Raw genomic sequence first — 18,118 nt, forward strand, 5'->3', positions numbered from 1 at the left:
CCCCGGTACCCTTTCTGTATGAGTGCTGACCTTCGTACCGAGAAGCCCGCGGGGCGCTTCCGCCGGATGCTCGACCGGCTGTCCACCTCGCAGGAGGACTTGCACTCCGCGGAACTGCAGGAGGACACGCAGGCCACGGGGTGCACCCGCATCTCCGAGTGCAGCGACCGCCAGATAGTCAAAGTCACTGGTACCTTGCGGACGGTCACCCTGCGTCCGCGGGCGGGTGTGCCGGCGCTTGAGGCCGAGCTCTTCGACGGCACCGCCCCGCTGGACGTGGTGTGGCTCGGACGGCGCTCGATCGTGGGCATCGAGCCGGGCCGCAAGCTCATCGCTTCGGGCCGGATCTCCATGAGCCACGGCCGGCGGGTCCTTTTCAACCCCAAATACGAACTCCGACCGCTCGGACAGGAGTAGCCGGTGACGTCAGTCGACAAGCCGACCATGACCACCCCCGCCCCGCCCGCCGATGCCAAGGCCGTCACCGAGGCCGCGCTCTTCGAGGCGTTCGGCGGGGTGCGCGGCATGGTGGAGACGGTCCTCCCGGGACTGCTCTTCGTCACGATCTTCACGATCAACAAGGACCTGCACGTCTCGGCGATCGCCGCCCTCGCGGTGTCGCTGCTGCTCGTCGCGGTCCGCCTGGTGCGCAAGGACACCATGAAGCACGCCTTCAGCGGCGTCTTCGGCGTCGCCTTCGGCGTGGTCTTCGCGATGGTGACGGGCAACGCCAAGGACTTCTACCTGCCGGGCATGCTCTACACGCTCGGCCTGGCGCTCGCCTACATCGTCACCACCCTGTGCGGGGTCCCGCTGATCGGCCTGATCCTCGGCCCGGTCTTCAAGGAGAACCTGTCCTGGCGCACCCGCAACCCGGGCCGCAAGAAGGCGTACGCGAAGGCCAGTTGGGCCTGGGGGCTGATCCTGCTCGCCAAGTGCGCGATCCTCTTCCCGCTGTACTGGTGGGCCAACACCTCCCAGCTCGGCTGGGTCCTGATCGCCCTGAAGATCCCGCCGTTCCTGCTCGCCGTCTACCTCACCTGGGTCTTCCTCGCGAAGGCGCCGGCGCCGATCGACGTCTTCGCCGAGATGGAGGCGGAGGAAGCCGCGGAGAAGGCCCGCAAGGCCGCGGCGTCGCGGGGCGAGGCGGGCGCGTAGTACGGCGGGGCGGGGGCGCAGCGCCCCACCGCGCGGCCGCCGCGCGCGTCCCGAGCACGACGTGACGAAGGGCCCGCGACCATCACGGTCGCGGGCCCTTCGCCGTACGGCGGGGGATCAGCTCTGACGGCGTACCGAGAGCAGGTCCTCCAGCTGTTCCTCGCGGGCCTGCGCGGCCACGAACAGCAGCTCGTCGCCGGCCTCCAGGGTCTCCTCCTGGCTCGGCGTGAGCACCCGGGTGCCCCGGATGATCGTGACGAGCGAGGTGTCCTCGGGCCAGGCCACGTCCCCGACCTGCGTGCCCGCGATCGCCGACTCCGGCGGCAGCGTCAGCTCGACCAGGTTGGCGTCGCCGTGGCTGAAGCGCAGCAGGCGTACGAGATCACCGACGCTCACCGCCTCCTCGACCAGCGCCGACATCAGACGCGGCGTCGAGACGGCGACGTCCACGCCCCACGACTCGTTGAAGAGCCACTCGTTCTTCGGGTTGTTGACCCGGGCCACCACCCGCGGCACGCCGTACTCGGTCTTCGCGAGCAGCGAGACGACCAGGTTCACCTTGTCGTCGCCGGTGGCCGCGATGACCACGTTGCAGCGCTGGAGCGCCGCCTCGTCGAGCGAGGTGATCTCGCAGGCGTCCGCGAGCAGCCACTCCGCGAGCGGGACCCGCTCGACCGAGATGGCGGTGGGCGCCTTGTCGACGAGGAGCACCTCGTGCCCGTTCTCCAGGAGCTCGCCCGCGATGGAACGGCCCACCGCGCCGGCCCCGGCAATCGCCACGCGCATCAGTGACCGCCTTCCTCGGGGCCCTGGGCGAACGCCGCCTCGACCTTTTCGACCTCGTCGGTCCGCATCATCACGTGCACCAGATCGCCTTCCTGCAGCACCGTCTGGGACGTCGGAAGCACCGCTTCGCCCAGCCGGGTGAGGAACGCGACGCGCACGCCGGTCTCCTCCTGCAACTTGCTGACCTTGTGGCCGATCCACGCCACCGAGGTGTGCACCTCGGCCAGCTGCACGCCACCGCTCGGGTCGCGCCACAGCGGCTCGGCGCCGGACGGCAGCAGCCGCCGCAGCATCTGGTCGGCGGTCCAGCTCACCGTGGCGACCGTGGGGATGCCCAGGCGCTGGTAGACCTCCGCGCGCCGCGGGTCGTAGATCCGCGCCGCCACGTTCTCGATGCCGAACATCTCGCGCGCCACCCGGGCCGCGATGATGTTGGAGTTGTCGCCGCTGGAGACCGCCGCGAACGCGCCGGCCTCCTCGATGCCCGCCTCGCGCAGCGTGTCCTGGTCGAAACCGACGCCGGTGACCCGCCGCCCGCCGAAACCGGAACCCAGCCGGCGGAAGGCCGTCGGGTCCTGATCGACCACGGCGACGGTGTGCCCCTGCTGTTCCAGAGCTTGCGCGAGAGCGGCTCCCACTCGCCCGCAGCCCATGATGACGATGTGCACGTCCCCTTACCCCGCACTCCTGGTCGCCCCGATGACCTGCGCAAACACCCTGCTCACTACTTCCTTCTCGGCTAGCCGGGCAACAGCGTGGCAACCGAAATCCACGGTGCCGCCTGATGAGCTTATGCGGCCCGCCCCGGGAACCACTCACGCAGTGCCCCCCATGACCTTCACGAGAGCGGACACGGCCCGGGGGAGGCGGGTGCGCCTTATCCAGACACAGCGCTTACGATCCTCTGCGTGTCCAAACTGACCGACGTGCCCAAACGGATCCTGATCGGCCGGGCGCTGCGCAGCGACAAGCTGGGAGAAACGCTCCTCCCTAAGCGCATCGCACTTCCCGTCTTTGCCTCCGACCCGCTCTCGTCCGTTGCGTACGCGCCTGGAGAAGTACTCCTGGTGCTGTCCGTGGCGGGTGTGTCGGCGTACCACTTCAGCCCCTGGATCGCGGTCGCGGTCGTGGTGCTCATGTTCACGGTGGTCGCCTCCTACCGGCAGAACGTGCACGCCTATCCGAGCGGTGGCGGTGACTACGAGGTCGCCACCACCAACCTGGGACCGAAGGCCGGCCTCACCGTCGCCTCCGCCCTGCTCGTCGACTACGTCCTGACCGTGGCCGTGTCGATCGCCTCCGGCATCGAGAACCTCGGCTCCGCGATCCCGTTCATCGTCGAGCACAAGGTGCTCTGCGCCGTCGCCGTCATCGTGCTCCTCACACTGCTCAACCTGCGCGGCATGAAGGAGTCGGGGAAGCTCTTCGCCATCCCGACGTACGTCTTCGTCGCCGGCGTCTTCCTCATGATCGCCTGGGGCGCCTTCCGCGGCATCGTGCTCGGCGACACCATGAAGGCCCCGACCGCGGACTACACGATCAAGGCCGAGCACCAGGGCCTCGCGGGCTTCGCCATGGTCTTCCTCCTCCTGCGCGCCTTCTCCTCCGGCTGTGCCGCCCTCACCGGCGTCGAGGCGATCAGCAACGGCGTCCCCGCCTTCCGCAAGCCCAAGTCGAAGAACGCCGCGACCACGCTGGCGCTCATGGGCGGCCTCGCCGTCACGATGTTCTGCGGCATCATCGTGCTGGCCATGACCACCCACGTGCGGATGGTCGAGAAGCCCGCCGAGGACCTGCTGCACAACGGCTCGCCGCTCGGCTCCGGCTATGTGCAGAACCCGGTGATCTCGCAGGTCGCCGAGGCGGTCTTCGGCAACGGCAGCTTCCTGTTCATCGTGCTCGCCGCGGCCACCGCGCTCGTCCTGTTCCTCGCCGCGAACACCGCGTACAACGGCTTCCCGCTGCTCGGCTCGATCCTCGCCCAGGACCGCTACCTGCCGCGCCAGCTGCACACCCGCGGCGACCGCCTCGCGTTCTCCAACGGCATCGTGCTGCTCGCCGGCGCCGCCGTACTGCTCGTCGTGATCTACGGCGCGGACTCGACCCGGCTGATCCAGCTGTACATCGTCGGCGTCTTCGTCTCGTTCACGCTCAGCCAGACCGGCATGGTCCGGCACTGGAACCGTCACCTGGCCACCGAGACCGACCAGGCCAAGCGCCGTCACATGGTCCGCTCGCGCGCGATCAACGCGTTCGGCGCGTTCTTCACCGGCCTGGTCCTCGTGGTCGTCCTCGCCACGAAGTTCACCCACGGCGCCTGGGTCGCGCTGCTCGGCATGGTCATCTTCTACGGAACGATGACCGCGATCCGCAAGCACTACGACCGCGTCGCCACCGAGATCGCCGCCCCCGACGAGCCCTCCGACGACAGCCTGCGGCCCTCCCGCGTGCACTCGATCGTGCTGGTCTCCAAGGTCCACCGGCCCACCCTGCGCGCGCTGGCCTACGCCAAGCTGATGCGCTCGGACCAGCTGGAGGCGCTCTCCATCTCGGTCGACCCGGCCGAGACGAAGGCGCTCAAGGAGGAGTGGGAGCGGCGCGGCATCAACGTACCGCTCAAGATCCTCGACTCGCCCTACCGCGAGATCACCCGGCCGATCATCGAGTACGTACGGGGCCTGCGCCGCGAGAGCCCGCGCGACGCGATCAGCGTGTTCATCCCCGAGTACGTCGTCGGTCACTGGTACGAGCACCTGCTGCACAACCAGAGCGCGCTGCGGCTCAAGGGCCGCCTCCTGTTCACGCCCGGCGTGATGGTGACCTCCGTGCCCTATCAGCTGGAGTCCTCCGAGGCCGCCAAGAAGCGGGCCCGCAGGCGCGCGGACTGGAACGCGCCGGGCGCGGTGCGCCGCGGCCCGGTGGCCCGTCCGAAGGAGCCGAGCAACAAGGGCTGACCGGGGCGGCGCCGGGCGGGGACGGGTCCGGCGCCGGACCGGGCGGTGCCTGTGGCGGGCGGCCGGGCGACACCCACGTAGACTGGTGGGCTGTTCACCCGGCCGCCGCCGTTTCCTCCCTCACCCCTGGAGTCACCCACCCATGCAGCAGAACGCATCCGAGCCCTCGCAGGCGTCGCTGGTCGGGGAGGAGTACGAGGTCGAGGTCGGCCCCGTCGCGCACGGTGGCCACTGCATCGCCCGCACCGCCGAGGGCCGCGTCCTGTTCGTACGCCACGCCCTGCCCGGCGAGAAGATCGTCGCCCGCGTCACCGAGGGCGAGGCCGACTCGCGCTTCCTGCGCGCGGACGCGGTGACGGTCCTGGAGCCCTCGAAGGACCGCGTCGAGGCCCCGTGCCCCTACGCCGGCCCCGGCAAGTGCGGCGGCTGCGACTGGCAGCACGCCAAGCCCGGCGCGCAGCGCCGCCTCAAGGGCGAGGTCATCGCCGAGCAGCTCCAGCGCCTCGCGGGCCTCACCCCGGAGGAGGCCGGCTGGGACGGCACGGTCATGCCGGCCGAGGGCGACAAGCTCCCCGCGGGCGAGGTCCCGAAGTGGCGCACCCGGGTCCAGTACGCGGTCGACGACGAGGGCCGCGCGGGCCTGCGCAAGCACCGCTCGCACGACATCGAGGCCATCGACCACTGCATGATCGCGGCGCCGGGCGTGACGGAACTGGGCGTCGAGAAGCGGGAGTGGCCGCAGATGGCGTCGGTCGAGGCGATCGCCTCCTCGGGCTCGCACGACCGCCAGGTCGTCCTGACCCCGAACCCCGGCGGCCGGCTCCCCCTGGTCGAGCTCGACAAGCCGGTCTCGGTCCTGCGCGTCGAGGAGAAGGACGGCGGGGTGCACCGCGTGCACGGCCGCGCCTTCGTCCGCGAGCGCGCCGACGGCCGCACCTACCGCGTCGGCATGGGCGGCTTCTGGCAGGTCCACCCGCAGGCCCCCGACACCCTGGTGAAGGCGGTCATGCAGGGCCTGATGCCGCGCAAGGGCGAGATGGCGCTGGACCTGTACTGCGGCGTCGGCCTGTTCGCGGGCGCGATCGCGGAGCGCGTCGGCGAGACCGGGGCGGTCCTCGGCATCGAGTCCTCCAAGCGCGCGGTGGAGGACGCCCGCCACAACCTGGCCGACCTGCCCCGGGTCCGCATCGAACAGGGCAAGGTCGACCAGGTCCTGCCCCGCACCAAGATCAGCGAGGCCGACCTGATCGTCCTGGACCCGCCCCGAGCGGGCGCCGGCAAGCAGACGGTCAAACACCTGGCCGCCCTGGGCGCCCGCCGCATCGCCTACGTAGCCTGCGACCCGGCAGCCCTCGCCCGCGACCTGGCGTACTTCGCGGAAGCGGGCTACAAGCCGCGGACGCTGCGGGCGTTCGACCTGTTCCCGATGACGCATCATGTGGAGTGCGTGGCGATTCTGGAGCCGATCGCGAAGGGCGTCTGACCTGCGGTTTCGCCTGGTGTGCATTATGGGCGTTGTGTGCGTTACGGGCGATATCTTGACGCACGAGCGACGCACGTGACGCACGTTTGACGCACGTTCTGATGGGGCGTCAGGCGACTGTTCGTGCAGGTGGCGGTGGGTCGGGTAGGGCCTGTCGGGGTTCCGACTTTGCCGTCTCTTGGTGAAAATTCGGGGTAGTGGGCGGCGTTAAGGCTTAGTAGGAGCGGGGCCCGTAGGGGCTCCAGTGGCCGAGGAAGGGCTTGAGGTCGTCGCCGCTGGGCTTCGGTGGCGTGGGCAGCTTCGGTGCTGAGGCGGACTTGGTGAGATGTCGGAGGCGGGCGTCTGCGAACGCGAGCCACGCCTCGATCTCGGTCCTTTCTTGCCCCGGCGGCAGTGATGTGGCGTGGTCGCGTACTGCTGTGACGTATTCGGTCAGGCGCTTGGCCTGGTGCCAGGCGTCTGCCTGTTCTTCGAGGTGTTTGACGCGATAGGCGTGGGCGTATGCGGCGCGGGCTTCGTGCATGGCGGCTTCCCAGCGCCGCTCCTGCTCCTCGCGGGCTTGCTGGTCGGCGCGGCGTTTGCGTTCGGCGGCTTCGCCGCGGAGGCCGACTTCTTGTGCGATTTCGGCGAGTTGGTCTTCCAGTGGCCGGTCGGGGAGGTCGGCCCATTCGCTGGCGCGGTGCGGGTTGCCGCCGCGGAGGATGAAGCGCAGGCGGTTTGAGGGGGTGTAGTCGAAGCGGGGGATGCGCATCCACGAGTGCTTCTTGGCGTCGGCGAGTTCCTTTGCGCTGGGGACGTGTTCGCTGCGGTCCTGTTCCTGAAGGATGAGGAATCCGACGCTTTCGCCTTGGGCAGTGATGGTGAAGTGCGGTGGTGCCGTGCGGCGCCGGTGGGGTGGGGGAGCGCCTTGTGTGGTTCCGATCGCTGCCCTATGGCCTTGTGCTTCGGTGGTGGTGATGAGGGCCTGGATGATGCGCAGGGCTCTGCCTTGGTGGGGTTTGGTCAGGCCCATGGGCTGCGGCCACTTTTCGAGGGCGGCCACGACGGCGTGGGGTTTGGTGAGTCTGGCTGGCACGGGGAGCGGGGTGAGTTCGGCGAGGCGCCAGGCGGGAATGTCGGCGAGCTTGATTTCGTAGCCGCGGTGGGTGCGGTATCCGTAGATTTCCTGTGTGTGTGGGATCTTGCCCGACTTACGGGCGGCGTTGACCCGCGATGCCCAATTCACTGCGTGAGGGCCGGGTTCGATGGGCTTGATGAGGCAGCCGTTGTTGGCGGCTAGTTCTTCGAGGAGTTGGTCCGCGTAGTTCGTACGGGCCTTCGACACTGTCTTGGGCCGTGGTTGTGCCGGTTTTCGACCGGACTGCCTGGGTGGTTCAGCGTTCTGCTCCACGGGGTGGATGCCGCGTTCGGTGAGATACTGGCGACCTTTGTCAGTGAGGTGGGCGTTCCAATGCCCGCGGCGTTTGGTGATTTTGATGAGCCCCCGGCTTTGCAGGGCCTGTGCGCTGACCTTGTACGTGCTGTCCGGCCAGACTCCGTCGGGACTCCCCTGGCCCACCCAGTCGAGCACGGTCTGCTGCCGCTCGTTGAGGGCCTGGTGCATGTGGTTCTCCCGTGGTTCCCAGGGCGTGCAGCCGCGGAGACAATGCCCACTGCTTCTGCGGGAATTCGGGGCGGGCAGCGAGATCCCTTATTTGGATGAAGCGTAGGGTCGATCTCGTCCAGGTATTCCCTAACGCCGAAGCCCTCGAACTCCTCCCCACCCGAGCCTGCCCCTGGAGGGCGCTCAAGCGCCCGCAGACACAAACCGCGAGGCTTCTTTGAGCGCAGCTGATGCCCCATCGAGATCCGCGAGACGCGCAGCGAGTGTGGCCTCTGCAAGCCGCTGAGGGAGCGCGGCACTGAATTTGAGCCCATGGATAGCGCGAGTGTCCACGGCGGGGAGGCAGAGCTGACCGATTGCCGAGGCCTTGGTCCGATTCCACTCGCTCAGAGTGAGGTCTTCGCGGAGCCGGATGTACGTGTCTGTAGGGCGCTGGAGAGGGTCGGCAATGTCCGAGAGCGTTGCAGCCAGGGTGACGTTGGCCCGATAGCCGGCCCAGGTCCACCAGCGCACGTTCGTGTCCCGACCACCTCGGACAACAACTGTTCCGGCAGGATGCACCGATTCCGCACCGCTGTCGCGAGCCTGAGCGAGGGCGGCTTCAGCCCGACGGGTCAATGCGACCGGTGGATCGGCGCCGAGCAGGACCTCCCGGGCGGAGCGGGTCAGCTCGTACGAGGCGGAACGGCCGGAACCGACCCCGCCCCACCGCGCCTTGCCACCACCCTCGACCGGCTCGACGAAGCACCGCCTCCGGGACCAGTCGATGTATGTCACCTGCCAGCTCCGTCCGGCGAGGAGTAGCCGCCTCGGTCCGGCAACTTCCTCCGTCAGCAGTGTCGGGTTGGTGGTGCCGATCTCGCTGCGGCCCGCCAGCACAGTGAACTCCGGTGCGGCAGTGAAGACGGCGGTGAGGTCCATGAAGTGCCGGTACCCGAAGCGGCGTTCGGCCTCAGGGCCGATGAACAGCATTCCGCCGTCCCGCTCCAGGAACCCTTCGTCGATCAGATGGCGCACGATGGGTTCGGCGGAGCGACCGAAGGGGCCGAGCCCGCCCCACCACTCCTGCCAGAGCCGGTCTCCGACCCGGTGTTCCTGCAGGCAGAGAGCTAGCACCTGTTGGGCGACGATGTGCCGGGGTTCCGGTGGGGCTACCACCGGTTCGACCCAGCCACGTGACCACAGCAGAAGCAGGGCTGCTGCGCCGAGCAGACCGTCCTCGTTGGTGGCAAGGAAAAGGCAATTACGAATGGAACCTGCGCGCCGGCCGGTCCGACCGAGCCGCTGGAGGAAGGAGGCTACGGTGCTCGGTGCGTCAATCTGGATGAAGCGGTCCAAGTCGCCTACATCGATGCCGAGTTCCAGTGTGCTGGTGGAGACGATCACACAGTCTCGTGCATTGGCGAATGCCTCTTCAGCCCGCCTCCGCTCATCCGTTGAGAGAGACGCATGCGAGAGGAACGCGGTCACACCTTTGGCCCGCAGGCTCTCGCCGAGCATCTCGACCTGCCGACGCGACTCGCAAAACACCAGCCTCTTCTCCCCGCGATGCAGCGAGGAGATCACCGTCGCCGCATTCTCCAGAGATCCCACGTAGTCGAGCTGGATTTCCCCGGGAGGCGGCAGGACTGGATTCTCCTCGCGCAGATGCGGGGCAACAACGTAAGCCGCGCGTTTGTCGCGCCCCGAGCCCTGCAGCCAGCTGAGCAGCTGTTCGGGATTGCCCACTGTCGCGGAGAGGCCGACCCGCTGTACTGGCTGACCGACGACTCGTTCGAGTCGCTCGAGCACGGCCAGCAGATGCCAGCCCCGGTCGTCACCGGCGAAGGCATGCACCTCATCGACGACGATGGTCCGCAGCCCGGAGAAGAAGGCCCGATGGTCGACATTGGCGCTGACCAGCATCGCTTCCAGCGATTCTGGCGTAGTCAGCAGGATGTCCGGACGATCCCGCAGGATCCGCTTGCGTCGTGGCTGCGTGACATCCCCGTGCCACAGCGCCGCGGTCCGGCCCAGCCACGAGGCGTACGTTTCCAGACGGGGTAGGAGGTTGTTGAGCAGCGCCTTGAGCGGGCATACGTAGAGGACTGAGGTCCCTGTCCAGTTCTCCGCAGCCATCCTGGACAGCAAAGGGAAGGACGCCGCTTCGGTCTTGCCTCCCGCCGTCGGTGCGAGGAGTACTGCATCCGCCCCGTCCAGCAGCGGTTCGATTGCCTCTTCTTGGAGCGGGCGAAGACCAGGCCACCCCAGGGTGTTGACGATGTGGTGGACGACCCCGGGGTGCAGCCGGTCCAGCGGTTCGGGTGCACCTGTCACGGAAGCTCCAACTCGATCTCGTCGGCGCTGTCCACCGCGGCGTTGCGCTCGACTGCGCTCAGCTCGTCTCTGCTGACGGTTAGCGCGTAGTGCTTGCGCGGGTTGAAATCGTCAAACTCGTCGACCCGATCCAATACGTCTGCGACGAGTTTGCGCAGGAAGATCCTCGGTGCGATGCCGACACGCCCGCCGAGCCTTCCCGTTGTGGCAGTGGCCAGCTCCGCCACGTAGGTGTCGTCGACAAGGGCAGCGATGCGCTCAGGATTCCGAGCCGACCCCGCGTACAAGTCGCGTACGGCGCGACCCAGTTCGCCCAGCCGCTGGAGATCGAAGCCGGTAAGTCGCAGTTGCACTGCCCGTGGTGAGTCGAAGCGCGGATCGGTGGAGAAGTCGGTTGCCAGCCGCTGGGCCAGCGGAGGCAGACGTTGAACTCCCTGCTGTCCGTCGTAGAAGGCTGGTGTACCGGTGATGACCAGGAAGAGCCCGGGAAATCGGCCCGCATCGATTTCATCAAGGAGCTGTCGCAGGGCGTTGAGCCCCTTCTCACGCACGTCTCCCCGCACCCGTTGCAAGGTCTCAATCTCATCGAGGACCAGCAGGAGTCCAGGATGCCCGCAGTCCTTCAGGACGGTGAGCAGCCCCTGAAGGAAGCCCAGTGCCGCGAAGTGGTCGAGGTCTCCACGCACTCCCGCAGTTCGGCGCGCGGAGGCGGCGACCGACTTCTGGCCGCCCAGCCAGGCAATGACGGCTTCAGCGGTGGCCGCGTCCCCGTCCAGTGTGGCTTTGCGATAGCCACGCAGGGCGGCGGAGAAGGCGGGAGTGGTCTGGGCGACACCACGGAGCCGGTCCTCCAGCAGCGCTTCGACCGCGGACTCCAACGCCTCACTGTTTTCCGTGAGTTCGGGTTGCGCCTCGGTCACCTCTTCTTCGAGGGTGTAGAACCAGCCATCGATCACCGAGCGCAAGGCGCTGGCAGGTTCGGTCGCTGTGGTCAGCCGCTCGGTGAGCCGTCGGTAGACGGTTTCCAGCTTGTGCAGTGGCGTCTCGGTCTCCGAGATCTGGATCTCGGCTGTGGCGAGCCCTGCCCGCTTCGCCCGTTCGGCGAGCCAGCGGGCGAAGAAGGTCTTGCCGGACCCGTACTCGCCGCGAATGGCATGGAAGGCCGCACTGCCCGTTGCGATCGTAGTGATCCGCTCGTCCAGCGTGGGCGCGAAACGATCCAGCCCGACAGCGAAGAGGTCGAGACCTGACTGCGGTACGGTCCCGCGCCGCAGCGCGTCGATGACCTCGCGGCGGCGGGCCGCGCTGACAGATGCGCCGCTCATGTTTTTTCCCTGGGCAGTTCGAACTGCTCGCACAGTGTGTCGCGGTTGAGCCGGACCCGGGTCCGGGAGTCGATCAGGCTGATGACTTCGTAGCCCTCGATGTTCAGCAGCCGGGTCAGCACAGTGACGAAGCCCTCCGGGCGGGTGTTGGTGCGGCCCCCCGAAGCGACGGCGGCCCCAGAGACTGCTGCGAGTGAGAGCGTGCCGCCCGATGCGTCGAGTGCGTCGATGACGGCGGCCACCACCTTGCGGTCGGGGACTCTGCGCACGAACTTCCCCTGATGCTCGTAGAGCTTGGTGTCCACGACCTGACGGCCGAGCGTGACCGGGGTCAGCGGCTCGATGGGTACGGGCCTGGTCGGGGGCGTTTCGACCGCATCGTCAGCGAAAAGCTCACCCTCCTGTGGCCGTGCCTTCGGCTTGACGGGTGGGGACTTCCTCGCCGGCTTCGTGGCGGTTTGGGTTTTGGGCGGTGCCGGGGCGTCTTGCGCTTCCCACCATGGTGGCTGGACCGACTCTCGCGGTAGTTCGGCCCATCCGTCGGGCGCAATGTCGATCGACGGTGTCAGGACCAGTACTGGCACCGTCATCTCGGCGAGTGAGGCACCGCCGTGGTATCCGGCCTTACGCGGGGTGTAGCGGATCTCTTCCGACCAAGGAGCAATGACCCGACCGCCATTTTCCAGCACGCGGGGGCCCGTCAGCGCGATTTCTCCCTCACCGGCAGCCGTCCCTGTACGCCAGCGGGCCGACTCCACTCCCTCGGTGATCACTGGTCCTGCGTCGGAGCTCGTCCGGTCCAGCACGTGTCCGTGATCGGATACCAGTACCACTGGACGCCCTTGCCCCCGGGCCGAGTTGAGCAGTTCGGTGAGGTACTTCACTCGCTTCACCGACCAGTCGGCCAGTGAGCTCTGCTGCCCGTGGTCCAGGCTGTCGTCGATGGTGTTCAGCACGACACCGACCACGGCATCCGATGCGATGGCCTCGACCAGCCGCTGGTCGAGCAACTGTCCCGCAGGACCGGCGATCTCACTCTTGTGGAAGAGAGCGGCCGCACGCCCGTGCTGCTTCCAGAAGTCGACGAACCCTTCCTTCTCCACACTCTGCCCGCCCGATACTGGGCGTCCGCACAGCAAAGTGGTCCGGCTGACGGCGGTCACCGACGGGATCATGGCGACCGCAGCCGGCCTCCGCCCGTCGCGGGACAGTTCGTTCCACCGGCCCGCACCGGTCAACTCTTCGCCGAGCTGCGCCGCGACCCCGCTGCTCATCCCGTCCAATACGAGGACCAGCGGCGGTCGCTTCGCCGCCAGCTTCACGGCGATCTTCTCCAGCACATCCTCGATGAGCAAGGTCCCACCGGACTGCGCCGTACTGGCATGTTGCGCCCACGGTCCGAGCTCGGCCGCGAAGGCTTCGTCGAGCGTCGCCCGTTGCCGCCGCGCCGCGTCGTGCACAGTGCGGTACGCATGAACCAGAACGGGCTCGGCGTCGGCGTCTCCCACCCACAGCTGTGCCATTGCCCGGTCCACCCAGCCCCAGTCGGCGACATGCGCGTGCACAGCCTGGTCGACCGACGACACCGCCGGCTCCGGCGCGTCCAGCCAGTGCTTCAGCCGTACGGCCATGCGCGCCAGCTCGATCCGCTTCGCATAGAGAGTGGCAAGGTGATGCTCTTGTACGTGTTCCCAAGCGGTCTGTGCTGCCTGGGGTACCCCGGCCAGTGCCTCGGCCAGCCGACGCAGCCGTGCCTGGAACCCTGAGGGCAGAAAGGGATTGTCGGCGAGCGCAGCAGAGAGGTGGGCCTCCGCGGCCAGTTGATCGGCCTGGCGCAGTACACCGAGAACCCGCTGCCGTGCTTCCTCGCTCTGCGCCCCCCGCCCCGTCGCCTCACCGATCCATCGGGTGAGCGTGCCCTCCACTGCCCTTGCGTAGGCGCGCAGTTCGGACGGGCGTGAACCCATGCCGAAGACGGAGCCCAGAGCGACGGCTGCATCGGCCGACGCGGCGTCCCCGTTCATGACCGAGGCCAGCACACCCAGCGCGGTGGCCTCAGTTCCGCGGCCGCTGAGTGCGAGTCGCAGGAGCACTGGGGCAGCCTCGCCCGCGTTCTGCGCCAGCCAGTCGGCGATGCCCTGCTGTTCGGCTTCCGGCAACGCCGCGAAACGCTGTGGCCCACCAGGCGTGCGGGACCAAGCCAGCAGCGCATCGACATCCACCGACGCCTCGCCCTCGAAGACACCCTCGAGCCCGAGCCGCACTCCGACGAGGGCGCGCATCGCCGCGTCCAGGGTGAGCACGGCCCCACGCTGAGGCCAGCCGCCGTCCGGCTCAGCGGTGATCAGTGCGCTGGGCAACCAGAGCCATGGGTCTCGCCGCATACGAGGATCGAGGTCGGCTGCGCCGAAGAGCTGCTTGACGATGTCGGCCTCGTCGACGGCGATGATCTGCGAGCGCACCATCTCGCCCACCAGGTCGAGACTGATCCGATCACCGGACACATCGGTGGTGACCACCAGCAGGTCCGAAGCCTCGGTACCCAGATGAGCCTGCCAGGCGTCGGTGATGCCGAGCGCCGAAGTGGTGTGTACGACCCGGACCTTGCGGCGTTCACCTTCGCCGACCGGCACGGTGAACTCCTGTGGCCCGTCCACCACGTACTTACCGTGCACCAGCACCAGTCGTCGACCCTTGGTATGGGCCAGCCGTGTGGTCAGAAGTCCGGTGATGACCCGCTGGTCGAGTTCGGGTGCCGTGGTTCCCATCAGCCCTCGCCGCCGTGTGCCTGTACGTCATCACCCTGGTCGGCGTGGGGTACCCGCCACTGGATTTCGATCTCGACGCCGGGGTGTGCGGCCACGTAGTCGCGGATCTCGCCCTGTATCGCGTTAAGGGCCTCACTGAGCGCGGTCTCCAGCGCAGTCGAAGACTCCGCTGAGACCCGACGCGGACGGCGAGGGGCAACCGGAGCGACCGGGGTACTGGGCGTCGGCGTCGGCTGTTCGAAGCGCTCGACGTTCTCGTCGTCCGTATCGGCAGGGGGAAAAACCACCACCGGTTCCTCGGGCGGGGGCGGCGTGGGCGCGACGGGCGCCACGACGCTGCGGCGCGCTGCCTCGTTGATCATCGACACGGCCTGACTGCGCGCACTACGCAGCACCGGGGCGAGCTCGGTGTCGAACTCGGCGGCCGCCGCTGTCTCCGCGATTTCGTCGAGCAAAAGCCTTGACCGGTCAGCGAGATCATCCCCGCGCTCTGTGTACTGCCGAAGACTCTCGATGAGGTCCCAGTCGGTGCTCTCCAGAGCATCCAGCACGCGCTGAGCCGAGGACATGGTCTTGGCCAGCACGACATCAGTGCTCGCGTACGTAGCCACGGCAAGGTCACGGGCAAGCGGAGTCGGCTGCGAGTGCTGCTTGATCCGAGCCAGCAGATCGGCCGCGTCGCGCACCGACTGCTCGCGTGCGCTGAGGGCCTCGCCACTGATACCGAGGGCGGTTCTGAATCGGGTCAGCGCCCGCCGCAACCCGTTGACAGCCGCCTCGCGCTCCGCCGCTTTCGCGTGAACGTCCGTGGCGAGTGCGTTGACGTTCCGGGCGAACAGCATCCGCGAGACACTCGTGCCGAATAGCGCCGCGGCCCGGGTATGTGCCGCCGTGAACTCTTCCTCGCTGGGTCGCTCCTGGGCCCGCAGTGCCCAGCCGGGTCCGATCTGATCCAGCGCGGGGGCCTCTTCCGCCTGCCCGTTGTAGATCCAGGAGCGGTCCGAGAGCAGTGCGTACGTGGCGATCACCAGGTTTGAGACGAGCTTGTCGAGGCCCGTCCAGCCGAGCTCGGCGATCCAGACGCGGATGTCCTCGACCGAGAAGTCGCCCTTGGCGCCGCGCTTGCCTGCCTGCTGGTCGATGTGGCGGCGCCAGTCGGTGGAGACGTTCAGTGGTCCGTCGTGCACTTCACCCAGCTGTAGCGCGTGCACGATCCGCGCCACGTCCGTGATGTCACCGCTGTCGACCACGACCCGGCGTGAGCCATCGTCCATGGCCTTGGCGATCCAGCCATATGCCTTCTTGAACTTTGCGGCAGTGACCGGTTTGCGACTTTCCTGACGGTCGAAGTTCGGGTGCTTGGGATACAGAGTGTCCAGCAACCCGTCGGCGAGCTTCAGCAGGTTGTACTCGAAGACGCCGCCCCCCTGGAGCTGCGGAGTGTGTCCGGCATACAACGAGTGGACGTGTTTGCCCTCGGTCACCTGGGCGCCGAGGTCGGTCTCGTTGGCCTTGGCGATTCCGTACGCCTGGTGCAATACCTGGCCCAACTGCGAGACGAGTGTCTCGCGCTGTGCCTCCAACTGATGCCTGACCCGCACCTGGTCGTCGGACGACAGGTGGGTCGCGAAGTCCTTCAATCGGTCCCTACCGAGCAGGTAATTGATCTTCAGGAGTCGGCCGAGCTGGGTGCCTCGCTGGGCGGAGAGGAAGGATGGCAGCCAGACGATGGTCGCCGCGTCGGGCTTCTCTCGCTGCAGGCGGAAGACTCGATTCTCGTCTGCGCTGGGCCGGCCGTCTTCGTTCTCGTCGAAGGGGTAGTCGATGACGAACCGGATCCGGTCCGGGGAGGACGGCTCGAACTGTGCGTCGGGCAGGATCTGGGTATCGCTCACGTTCTCGAAGACGAACTCGGCCATGCGCCGCGTGCCGTGCCAGACGATCTCGCGATCGGCGACGAAGCCACCATTGTCGACGACGCCCAGCTCTCGCCACAGCCATTCCTGCACCCACCGCTTGCGGGCGCCGTGCGTGTCCTTCTCGCCGACGCTGTCCAGGATCGGCTCCACGTCCAGATCGGACAGATGCAGCGTGAAGACCGGGTCCGCGTCGTTGCCGTCACTGCGCAACTCACCGGGGAACTCCGCCTGGAGTTCCTGCATCCGCTTGACCACGATCCGGTCCTCCTGCCCGGTGCGGGAGCGGATCGATCCGTGGTTCAGGGCAGCGAGGCGCGGCCCCGTGAGGCGGGTGAGAGCAGGCACCTCGGGCGCGAGGTAGGCGAGCAGCATCGTCTTGATGAAGCGGTCATCGGCCTTGTACTTGGCGTCGTCCGCCGAACCGTACTTCTGGAGGAGGTGGTCCTTGACCTTGCCGTGGAAGCGAGTTGCCGCGTCGGATTCGCTGCGCAGCCGGTCGGTGAACGCCTCGCCCATTCCCTCGGCCAGCACGTCCCACAGGTCACCCAGCGGGATCAGCTCACCGACCTTCATGTCCTCGCGTCGTTTGTAGAGCATCTGTTGGAGCAGCTTGAGACCGGTGCGCTCCCGCTGGAGCGCACCGGAGAGCGCGACCAGGACGTTGAGGAGGACGGGCGAGACCGGGTACAGCGCCTTGAAGTCGGCCCAGTCCGCATGGGTGGCGCCGTTGGCGTCGAGCAGCACGTCCCGCACCGACTGGTTGGACGTCTCGACCCGGGCGAAGGCTGCTTCGAGTGCGGCCTTGGCGGCGTCGTCCTTCGGCTTGAGGACCCGCTCCTTGATGATCTCCGGGAGGTTGCGGTCTTCCAGGCTGATCGGGTCGATGCGGCCCGCCAGGTACTTGACCTGCTGTTCCAGGTTCTTGGCGTCAGCGCCGACCGCGTCCGAGCCGATCAGCTCGGAGAGGTCGCGCTGGCGGGAGATGAACGAGATGACCGGCAGGGCGCGGCCACCCGTACCTGACTCGATCAGCTTGACGAGCTTGTTCACCTCGTCATTGACGAAGGTCCGCTCCCGGAGATGCGCCTGGAGCCAGAGAATCAGCTCGTCGAGGAAGAGAATCAGCCCGTCATAGCCAAGGGACTTGGCGTGCTGGCTGATGATGTCGAGACCGTTCTCAAGCGGCAGGAAGGCATTCTTCGCGCCGATCGCACTCAGTGAGTACGAGGAGTACGGACCGGATACCAGTGCGGACGCCAGCCAGTTGCGGACCGTCTCGCCGGGGGCGGCGGCGAAGGCCTCGTCGAGGAGCGCCGCGGACCAGACCTCCGGCGCCTCCTTGACGTCGAGGTTGACCAGGTCGCCCTCGTCATCGGCGCTCTCCTGCGGAGCGGTGTTGGTGTCCTTCGGCAGCGCGGGGTTGCCGAGCCAGCGGACGAACTCCGTGTCATCGGAGAAGAACTCCCGCTGGCGGCGGGCATCTTCGAACATCGCGTCCGCCCGGTAGACCGGCGGCACGGGGGCGTCCGAGTGCAAGCGCTGGACCGTGCGGACGTACCCACCGAGGATCGCCGAATCGAGGTCGGTCGCTCCGACCAGGTGGAACGGCACCATCAGAAACTTCCGGTCCCGCAGCCACGCGTCATGGTCCGCGATGATCGGCTGGAGCGTCGGTTTGGTGCGGGCAGCCGGGTCTTTGGAGAGGATCGCGTGCAGCACGGTCATGAAGTGGCTCTTACCGGAGCCGAACGATCCGTGCAGGTATGCGGCGTCGGACGACCCCGCCCGTACGGACGCCTCAACGAT

Annotated in this window: 11 protein-coding genes; 4 read left to right on the plus strand and 7 right to left on the minus strand. The window is 67.8% G+C overall.

From position 1 onward, the window contains the following. Positions 1 to 18 precede the first annotated feature (18 nt). Entirely contained in the window at positions 19 to 417 is a 399-nt protein-coding gene (locus tag OOJ98_RS23195; protein ID WP_078966308.1) for an OB-fold nucleic acid binding domain-containing protein, read from the plus strand. 27 nt (positions 418 to 444) lie between these two features. Continuing rightward, the gene (locus tag OOJ98_RS23200; RefSeq protein ID WP_267057069.1) at positions 445 to 1,158 is read left to right on the plus strand and encodes a DUF3159 domain-containing protein; all 714 of its coding nucleotides are present in this window, start codon (positions 445 to 447) and stop codon (positions 1,156 to 1,158) included. 117 nt (positions 1,159 to 1,275) lie between these two features. On the opposite strand, the gene OOJ98_RS23205 is transcribed toward OOJ98_RS23200, so the two are convergent. Both OOJ98_RS23205 and OOJ98_RS23210 read right to left on the minus strand, forming a co-directional pair. After that, positions 1,276 to 1,944: a TrkA family potassium uptake protein gene (locus OOJ98_RS23205; RefSeq protein WP_267056856.1), complete on the minus strand. Its 669-nt coding sequence runs from the start codon at positions 1,942 to 1,944 to the stop codon at positions 1,276 to 1,278. Further along, on the minus strand, positions 1,944 to 2,612 hold the full coding sequence (locus tag OOJ98_RS23210; protein WP_267056857.1) for a TrkA family potassium uptake protein: 669 nt from the start codon (positions 2,610 to 2,612) through the stop codon (positions 1,944 to 1,946). The genes OOJ98_RS23205 and OOJ98_RS23210 overlap by 1 nt, the downstream gene beginning before the upstream one ends. A 240-nt stretch (positions 2,613 to 2,852) precedes the next feature. Here OOJ98_RS23210 and OOJ98_RS23215 point away from each other — a divergent pair, with 240 nt between their 5' ends. Continuing rightward, positions 2,853 to 4,898: an APC family permease gene (locus tag OOJ98_RS23215; protein ID WP_267056858.1), complete on the plus strand. Its 2,046-nt coding sequence runs from the start codon at positions 2,853 to 2,855 to the stop codon at positions 4,896 to 4,898. A gap of 142 nt (positions 4,899 to 5,040) precedes the next feature. Beyond that, a complete protein-coding gene (locus OOJ98_RS23220; protein WP_267056859.1) occupies positions 5,041 to 6,381 on the plus strand; it encodes a class I SAM-dependent RNA methyltransferase in 1,341 nt (446 codons plus the stop codon). 214 nt (positions 6,382 to 6,595) lie between these two features. Here the strand turns inward: OOJ98_RS23220 and OOJ98_RS23225 are convergent, their stop codons facing one another. The 5 genes from OOJ98_RS23225 to OOJ98_RS23245 all read right to left on the minus strand — a co-directional run bounded on the left by OOJ98_RS23225 (position 6,596) and on the right by OOJ98_RS23245 (position 18,037). Next, on the minus strand, positions 6,596 to 7,984 hold the full coding sequence (locus OOJ98_RS23225) for a hypothetical protein (protein WP_267056860.1): 1,389 nt from the start codon (positions 7,982 to 7,984) through the stop codon (positions 6,596 to 6,598). Positions 7,985 to 8,167: 183 nt separating this feature from the next. Next, entirely contained in the window at positions 8,168 to 10,300 is a 2,133-nt protein-coding gene (locus tag OOJ98_RS23230; protein WP_267056861.1) for a DEAD/DEAH box helicase, read from the minus strand. Then, positions 10,297 to 11,625, minus strand: a complete 1,329-nt coding sequence (gene brxD, locus OOJ98_RS23235) for a BREX system ATP-binding protein BrxD (RefSeq protein ID WP_267056862.1) — start codon at positions 11,623 to 11,625, stop codon at positions 10,297 to 10,299. Before brxD ends, OOJ98_RS23230 begins: the two co-directional genes overlap by 4 nt. Beyond that, positions 11,622 to 14,393, minus strand: a complete 2,772-nt coding sequence (gene pglZ / locus OOJ98_RS23240) for a BREX-2 system phosphatase PglZ (RefSeq protein WP_267056863.1) — start codon at positions 14,391 to 14,393, stop codon at positions 11,622 to 11,624. The genes brxD and pglZ overlap by 4 nt, the downstream gene beginning before the upstream one ends. Continuing rightward, complete coding sequence (locus tag OOJ98_RS23245; protein WP_267056864.1) at positions 14,393 to 18,037, minus strand: PglY protein; 3,645 nt, start codon at positions 18,035 to 18,037, stop codon at positions 14,393 to 14,395. The genes pglZ and OOJ98_RS23245 overlap by 1 nt, the downstream gene beginning before the upstream one ends. Positions 18,038 to 18,118 lie beyond the last annotated feature (81 nt).

Origin of the sequence: Streptomyces sp. NBC_00083, assembly GCF_026343295.1 — a bacterium.
In the GTDB taxonomy this organism is placed as follows: domain Bacteria; phylum Actinomycetota; class Actinomycetes; order Streptomycetales; family Streptomycetaceae; genus Streptomyces.